7 protein-coding genes and 1 pseudogene are annotated in these 6992 nt (G+C 62.3%); 5 read left to right on the forward strand and 3 right to left on the reverse strand.

Annotated elements, in window-relative coordinates:
• Together DN412_RS41675 and DN412_RS43970 are read right to left on the reverse strand one after the other, a co-directional pair.
• Positions 1 to 1630: HAD-IC family P-type ATPase (locus DN412_RS41675; RefSeq protein WP_145970229.1), on the reverse strand; the 1630-nt coding region annotated here is incomplete at its 3' end.
• Between the two features lie 156 nt (positions 1631 to 1786).
• On the reverse strand, positions 1787 to 2020 hold the full coding sequence (locus DN412_RS43970; RefSeq protein ID WP_167471198.1) for a hypothetical protein: 234 nt from the start codon (positions 2018 to 2020) through the stop codon (positions 1787 to 1789).
• Between the two features lie 786 nt (positions 2021 to 2806).
• Here DN412_RS43970 and DN412_RS43270 point away from each other — a divergent pair.
• The 5 genes and pseudogenes from DN412_RS43270 (at position 2807) to DN412_RS41695 (ending at position 4822) form a co-directional block, all read left to right on the forward strand.
• Positions 2807 to 3133: a hypothetical protein gene (locus DN412_RS43270; protein WP_133303188.1), complete on the forward strand. Its 327-nt coding sequence runs from the start codon at positions 2807 to 2809 to the stop codon at positions 3131 to 3133.
• 10 nt (positions 3134 to 3143) lie between these two features.
• Entirely contained in the window at positions 3144 to 3446 is a 303-nt protein-coding gene (locus DN412_RS43275; RefSeq protein WP_133303189.1) for a hypothetical protein, read from the forward strand.
• A 19-nt stretch (positions 3447 to 3465) separates the two neighbouring features.
• Positions 3466 to 3984, forward strand: a complete 519-nt coding sequence (locus DN412_RS41685; protein ID WP_115216834.1) for a hypothetical protein — start codon at positions 3466 to 3468, stop codon at positions 3982 to 3984.
• A gap of 401 nt (positions 3985 to 4385) precedes the next feature.
• Positions 4386 to 4532: pseudogene (locus tag DN412_RS41690) on the forward strand (transposase); the annotation flags it as partial.
• Positions 4533 to 4621: 89 nt separating this feature from the next.
• Positions 4622 to 4822 (forward strand): DUF2905 domain-containing protein, encoded by a 201-nt coding sequence (locus tag DN412_RS41695; RefSeq protein WP_078196409.1) that lies wholly within the window; start codon positions 4622 to 4624, stop codon positions 4820 to 4822.
• A gap of 40 nt (positions 4823 to 4862) precedes the next feature.
• On the opposite strand, the gene DN412_RS41700 is transcribed toward DN412_RS41695, so the two are convergent.
• On the reverse strand, positions 4863 to 6812 hold the full coding sequence (locus DN412_RS41700) for a methyl-accepting chemotaxis protein (RefSeq protein WP_115216835.1): 1950 nt from the start codon (positions 6810 to 6812) through the stop codon (positions 4863 to 4865).
• Between the last annotated feature and the right edge of the window lie 180 nt (positions 6813 to 6992).

The raw sequence follows: 6992 nt of genomic DNA on the forward strand, positions 1-6992 counted from the left end.
GCTGCGTGACCAATTCATTATCGCCGGTGATGATCTTGACCGCGACCCCATCGGCGGCGAGCTCCGCCAGGGCCGCCTTGGCGCTCTCCTTGGGGGGATCGAGGAAGGCCGCGAAGCCAGCAAGGACTAGTTCCGTTTCATCACCCACCACGGCATGGGGGTGGTCCAGCCCCACCTGCCGTGAAGCGATGCCCAGCACCCGGAAGCCCTCTTTACTGAGACCTTCAAATTGCCCGTTGATCCTTTTGAGCGCCGCTTCATTCAGGGGCCGCAGACCGGGCTCGCCATTCAATCCGTAGCTGACCGACAGACGCAGGATATCTTCGGGCGCTCCCTTGACCACGAGCAGTCGGGTCGTCCCGTTGTCAAGGAGGACCGACACTCGGCGGCGCTCGAAGTCGAACGGCACTTCATCGATCTTGCGCCAGCCGCTCACGTCGATTTCTGTGTGCTCCAGGATGGCGTCATCCAGGGGGCTTCTTAGTCCTGTTTCAAAAAAGCTGTTGAAGTAGGCCAGTTCCAGGACCCGCCGACTTTCCCGGCCCAGGGGGTCCAGGTGGCGCTCCAGGTGGATGCGGGCTTCGGTCAGCGTGCCGGTCTTGTCGGTACAGAATACGTCCATGCTGCCCAGATTGTGGATCGAGGCGAGCCTCTTAACGATCACCTTGCTGGCTGCCATGCGCAGTGCGCCTCGCGACAGCGTCACGGAGACCACCATGGGGAGGAGTTCAGGCGTCAGGCCGACGGCCAGGGCCACGGCAAACAGGAACGATTCGAGCCATGGGCGGTGAAAGAAGGCGTTGACGAGAAGCACGAACAGGACGAGGAGGATCGTCATGCGCATGATGAGGTTCCCGAAGCGATGGGTCCCCTGCTCGAAGGCGGTGGGCGGGGCCGTGACCAGCAGGGTGTCGGCAATCTCACCAAGCGCCGTATCCTGCCCGGTGCGGCACATCAGCACCCTGGCCGTGCCGCTGATCACCGATGTCCCCAATAGCACGGTATTGCTGGCCGAGAGGATCTCTGTCCCTCGCGGCAATTCACCGGGGGTCTTTTCCACCGGATATGGTTCGCCGGTAAGGAGGGCCTGGTTGACGAAGAAGTCCTTTGCCTCCAGCACCCTGCCGTCGCAGGGAATCAGGTCGCCGGCGGTAAGGAGCGCCACATCGCCGGGCACCAACTCCGCAATCGGTATCTCACGGGGCTTGCCGTCCCGCAGCACCTGCCCCCGTACTGCCACCGACTGGCGCAGTCGATCCGCCGCCTGACCAGCCCGGTATTCCTGGACGAAATCGAGGGACACACTGATGATGACGATGGTACCGATAATGAAGAAGCTGACGGTGTCGCCAGTGAAAGCGGAAAGGCCGCTGGCAGTGAGGAGAATGATGACCAAGGGATTGCGGAACTTGGTCAAAAATTGAAGGATCAGCGCTCTTTTGCGCTCCCCGTGGATCAGGTTTGGGCCGAACTGTGCCAGGCGCGAAGCCGCCACAGCGCTGCTCAGTCCGTCAGGGCTTGTGGCCACCTGTTCCAAGAGCGCCGNGAATCCGTTTTGACGGCGGGTGTAGGCATGATGGATTCCTCCGGCGAGCTTGCATAGCGGTACCAGCCTAAGGGGCGTGTCCATGTCAATGAAGTTGCTCCGCACCCAGGGCCTGGTCGTGCCCTGTCACGGCGAGCGTCAAGGACATGCGCGGGCCAGGACAGGCCATTTGCTCAGAAAGCAGCAGCAGTGCCGCACACCGGGTGAGAAGGCTTGAATGCAAAGCGCTGCTCCACCCGATCAATCATCGTCTTGGTCGAGTTCACCTCGTTCGTTCAATTGGTCAGCGTCCTCGACATCGACGATGATTCCTGCCTGGAGGTCAATCAGACAATTTGTTGAGTTGGCGTAGAAAGCACGGCTGCCCGTTGACAGCACTGTCGGAAGACCTGACGACAGTGCTGTCAACGGGCAGCTCGCCATCGCGAATGGTAAACAGGTACGGCTGCCGACCGGCCGCTGCTGCGGAGTCATTAATCCCCATCCTTTCTCTGAGCGGTTGTCTAATGGCCTAGAACGTCGAGACGTCCTCTCGAGCCTTCGCCTCCCGACTCCCTGGAATTGCGGCGAGTGTAGGTCGGGCCACCCTTCATTGACGGCGCGATCCCAGTCGACAACTGCCATGACTGCTGGGAGTCGTCGAGTGGGTGTCAAGCGTGCAAAGCCAAATCTTTGCACACGGTGTCGTAGCGCTTGCATGGCAAGCATGGCCTTGTGAGCCGCTTTCACAACGGCAACAGACACGATATCCCCCTCATTGTTTATGTGGCCAGCGGTGTTAATCGATTCACCGATCGGTGCGAAGGACAAGCGCCTCGGTAATCGCTCGGAAGCGACGAACTGCCGGAAAGTCCTGGCCGCTTCAATGTTCAGCGGAAGTCCGTCATGGGATCCATGACCTCGTAGGACAGGCTCACCGAGTATTGGAGACGGTTCATCTCAAGCCTTGCGTTGACGACGATCTGCAGAAAAGGAAAGAGATCCGGACAGCGAAGATTGCTGCGGATTATCACTCCAGTGTAGTGCCAGCGGTGGACCGGTCCGCGTTTGCGGGCGCCGCGGGTGCGCGGCGAAACGCCTGCCAGGCCATTTTGTAAGGGCGTTGGGCTGAGATTCAACGGACATCTATACTGATAGCTGGGGCGTCCCTGAAGCTACGTGCTTCTGGTTCGCCTACCACTCGTTTCCGGGCCTTCCCCCTCGACAACGTCTTAGGACTGGTGACTCCTGAAGTCACTCTCGGGGATTCCTGGAAATTTCATGCAAGCTGCCACGCGGCGACCTCTGCTCGCTCATTCCCCCAATAACCAAGGAAGCCGGTCGTTAGCCAGGATCGATGCAATCGATGTCCAGCGATTGGGATCCTTTGCCACAATACCGATCGCCAGGTTGATTGCCGCCTTCTTTGCTGTTCTTTCGCGTTTCGAGCCGGCCGGGCCGCGATCTCATCGTGACGATGATGCCGTAAAGATCCTCGGCAATTCGGGACGGATGGAAATGATTACCCGTTCGCAATGGAAGATCGGAGCCCATAGCGGTGGCGCTTGGTCACAACGGCCGCCACACAGCCAGCCCTGCAAGCAGTAAAGGAAATATCGTGCCAAACAATTCTGCGAAAACCACCTACCGGGCCATTCCCGCCACGCGCCTACTGCGCGACCGCCAGGTCGGCCAGTTGCCGAAGGGAACCATCCAGAGATTTGGATTCATCCGCTTGATGGCAACCCAATGGCATCAGGCAGCCATGCTACTGATTGACTGGGATCGCGCTGTCAACGAAGGCTGGCCCAACCTGGGGTCGCCGTCCTGTCCCACGGTCAAGGGGCTCTGCTCTGGGGCCTGGGGCCTGGGCCGGAATGATTCCGCAAAAATCCGCCGGTTCGCCGGAAGTGGAAATTGAGATTGAGTGAGGTAACACCATGCGTACGCTGCTGTATTTCAGGCTGAAGGACGTCATCACGGCGAGGCTGGCGCAAACTCGATTAGACGAGCTGGCCGGTACATCTGCACTAGTCGCGGGACCGTGGTTTGTCCAGCGCGACAAACAGCCAGTTGACGGATTGCCGAGGGTTGACGTCGGTCAGACCACGTATCGCGAAGAAGCGGCGATCACTGGAATCTTTGTCGGCGCGATCGTCGCGGCGCTGGTAATTTTCAGATACGGAGTCTCTGCCGGTACGGGCGCCACTGCCATGGCGTATGTTGGCGCTATCGCGCTAGGCGCGATGATTGGCTGGTGGATCGGCGGATTGGTCGGCGTCAAAATCGGCCGCCTCGAACTGGGGCGACAGAAAGCGAAAATGGCACCGGGCCAGTTGCTGATGATTGCCAGCTGCGACTCGAAATCCAAGGAATCCACGAAGCGGATGATCAATGAGCTGGGCGGCGTCAGTATCGACGAGCACAGCGACGTGATGCCGAACTTCAGGTGGGTATGATTGCCAGAGCGACTCTGCCGATGTACGACCTCGGAAATATACGGTACGCGACTAAAAAAACGGGGGCCAGTCCGAGCTGACCCCAAGAAATTGGACGGTTAAATCGCTAGGCGGCCAGGTAGCCACGCGTGGCCTGAGTTGCGGGCCACCAGTACTTGCAATAGCGCGCTTGCAGCATCCTGGTCAGCCGTCGCCAGACGCCGCTGGCCTGCGAGATCGGAGCCAACAGTTGCTGGTGTCAGAGCCCTGTCAGAAAGTTTGAGGCGGAATTCGCCCCAAAACGCGAGGCCGAGGTGGCGTCGCTTGAGCAACTGATTTAATCAGCGCGGCAGTCATCGCCGAGTGACTTGTAAATGTTGTCATGTAGGTGCCTGAGAGACGAGCGGGAAATGAAGTGACAGATCAGTTTTGCGGAAGTGGAAAGCCACGGCAAGAAGCGCGTGACCCGTCGCCAGCGCTTCCTGGACGAGATGGAGAGCGTGGTGCCATGGCAGCGGCTGTTGGCAGCGATTGAGCCGTACTATCCCAAGGGACGGCGAGGCCGGCCGATTGAAGGCGCCACGGACGTCGGCGGAATCCTGCGCTCATGCGTCGGTCCAACGCATCAGAACATGGCAGAACCTGATCGATCCCACCCATGCAACGCCTGCTGCTCATCCTCGGCGGCCTGCTGATCGCCGCCGCCGCTACCTGGCCCTGGCTGTCGAAGCTGCCGCTCGGGCGGCTGCCCGGCGATATCCATATCGTCCGGGACGGGTTCAGCTTCTACTTCCCGATCACGACCTGCGTTCTGGTGTCGGTGGTGGTGTCGGTCGTAATCTGGATCTTCCGGCGCTGAACGCCGGGTAAGCCGAGTAAGCCAGGTACGGCAGCGCCGGCTAGGCTCCCACCTCCGTCCGGAACACCCCCATGGCCCGCTGCATATGCAGCGCCTGCTCCTGCAGCGACTGCGCCGCGGCGGCGGCCTGTTCCACCAGCGCGGCGTTCTGCTGCGTGACCTGGTCCATCTGCGCAATCGCCTGGTTGATCTGGGCGATGCCGGTGCTCTGTTCGCTCGAAGCGTGGCTGATCTCGTCCATCATGGCTGTGACCCGCCGGATCGCGCTGACGGTGTTCTCCATGGTCGCGGCCGCATCCAGTGCCAGCGTGTTGCCGGATGCCACCCGGTCCGCGGACTGCGAGATCAGCGCGCGGATCTCCTTGGCCGAGCTGCCCGCGCGCTGCGCCAGTCCGCGCACCTCGGTCGCCACCACGGCGAAGCCGCGGCCGGCCTCGCCGGCGCGCGCGGCTTCCACCGCCGCATTCAGCGCCAGGATATTGGTCTGGAAGGCAATGCTGTCGATCACCGCGATGATGTCGACGATGCGGCGCGAATCGGTCTCGATCTGCTGCATGGTCTGCTGCATGCGGCTCACTGCCTCGCCGCCGGCCAGCGCAATGCCGGAGGCTTCGCGCGCCAGCTCGCTGGCCTGCCCGGCGCTGCCGGCGTTCTGCTGCACGGTGGCGGTGAGCTGCTCCATGCTGGCCGCGGTTTGCTCCAGCGACGACGCCTGTTCCTCGGTGCGCTGCGACAGGTCGATATTGCCCTGCGCGATATCGCCCGCGGCCGCCAGCACGTTGTGCGCACCGGCTTTGGTATCACCGATCAGCGCACGCCAGTTGTCCACCAGCGACAGCAGGTGCCGCTTGACCTCGCTGAACTCGTCGCGGCCGTGCACCGCCATGTGCAGGCCGAGGTCGCCGGCATTGATGCGCTCGACCATTCCGGCGACCTCGCGCACGTCCTTGCGCATGCCGCGGCTGAAACCGATGAACAGGTAGAACGCGATCGCCACCGTGACCAGTGCCACACCTGCGAGCAGCGCAAACTGCCGCTTCTGCGCAGCGATGCGCTGCGCCAGCATCGCGCCGGCGATGGCGGAGAATTCCCGGCTGGCCGCGAGCACGCCATTGATTGCCGCGCTCGCTTCATCGAAATACGCCTTGGCCTCGATGTCGATGCCGCTCGACCCCAGCATCCGCACCTTCAGCGTGCGGTGGAAGTTGTCCATCGCGGCCAGGTTGGCCAGCGCCGCATCTACCCGCGACTGGTAGGCGGGCGCGCTGTGGCGCACGCGTGCAATGTCGCGCCGCACCGCTTCCAGCCCGTCGCGGATCTGCTCGGCCAGCGCGCCAAGGTCGGCCTGCTGCGCCGCATCGGCATAGCCGCCCTGCGCAATGATGCCGGCGCCGCGGCCGCGAGCCAGCGCGCTCTGCTCGGCCAGCCTGGGCGTTGGGCCTACCAGCAGGCTGATCAGGTAGTACGAGGCGGCTTCGCCGTCCAGCGCCAGTTCGGAGCGGTCGGCCACGTCGCCGATGTAAAGCTGCGTCTGCCGGACCAGCGCGCTGTGCCGCTCGAACAGCGGCCCGGCCGGGGAGTTCAGGCCCAGCCCGCGGATCTGTTGCCAGGCCTGCTCCAGCTTGCGTGCCCCAGCATCGAGTTCGAAGGCGGGGTTTTCCACGGTGGTCTGGATCAACTGCGCCAGGTTGGCGGCAGCCTTGTTGTCCGCGCCATCGAAGGTCGGGCGGAAACTCGCATTGCCCGCCAGCACCGCATTGACGGCGCCGCGACGCACCTGGGTCTCGCGCATGAAGTCGAGCGCGTGCCCGACGATGGCAAGGCCGCGCATTTCACTATCGGTGGCACGGATCGAATGCGCGGAAGCGCTCAGCACGACATACATCGCGCCACATAGCGGCACCAGGAACAGCACCGCGATCAGCGTGAGCTTCTGGTTGATATTCAGGCGCGCCATCAGGCGCTCGGCGGGGCGAAAAACGGAGGTCATGGGGTCGATGATCGGGGCTCGGAATCCCCTCCTATCGGCCGTGTTCTTGAGGGCTAAACCGAACTTTGAGCTCGTGGCGCGCTAATGCTTTGATTTCGCACGGTTATGTGCGCGCGAGCGAGTCGATTACTGGGTACAGGCGACGGGGCTGACGTTGAGCAGGCGGAAGGCCTTTTCTTG

Source organism: Cupriavidus lacunae, from assembly GCF_003353055.1.
GTDB lineage: Bacteria > Pseudomonadota > Gammaproteobacteria > Burkholderiales > Burkholderiaceae > Cupriavidus > Cupriavidus lacunae.

Coding starts and splice junctions, on each gene's coding strand:
- DN412_RS41695 (WP_078196409.1), top strand. CDS start 4,622: ATGCAACGCCTGCTGCTCATCCTCGGCGGCCTGCTGATCGCCGCCGCC.
- DN412_RS43270 (WP_133303188.1), top strand. CDS start 2,807: ATGCAAGCTGCCACGCGGCGACCTCTGCTCGCTCATTCCCCCAATAAC.
- DN412_RS41685 (WP_115216834.1), top strand. CDS start 3,466: ATGCGTACGCTGCTGTATTTCAGGCTGAAGGACGTCATCACGGCGAGG.
- DN412_RS43970 (WP_167471198.1), bottom strand. CDS start 2,020: ATGACTCCGCAGCAGCGGCCGGTCGGCAGCCGTACCTGTTTACCATTC.
- DN412_RS41700 (WP_115216835.1), bottom strand. CDS start 6,812: ATGACCTCCGTTTTTCGCCCCGCCGAGCGCCTGATGGCGCGCCTGAAT.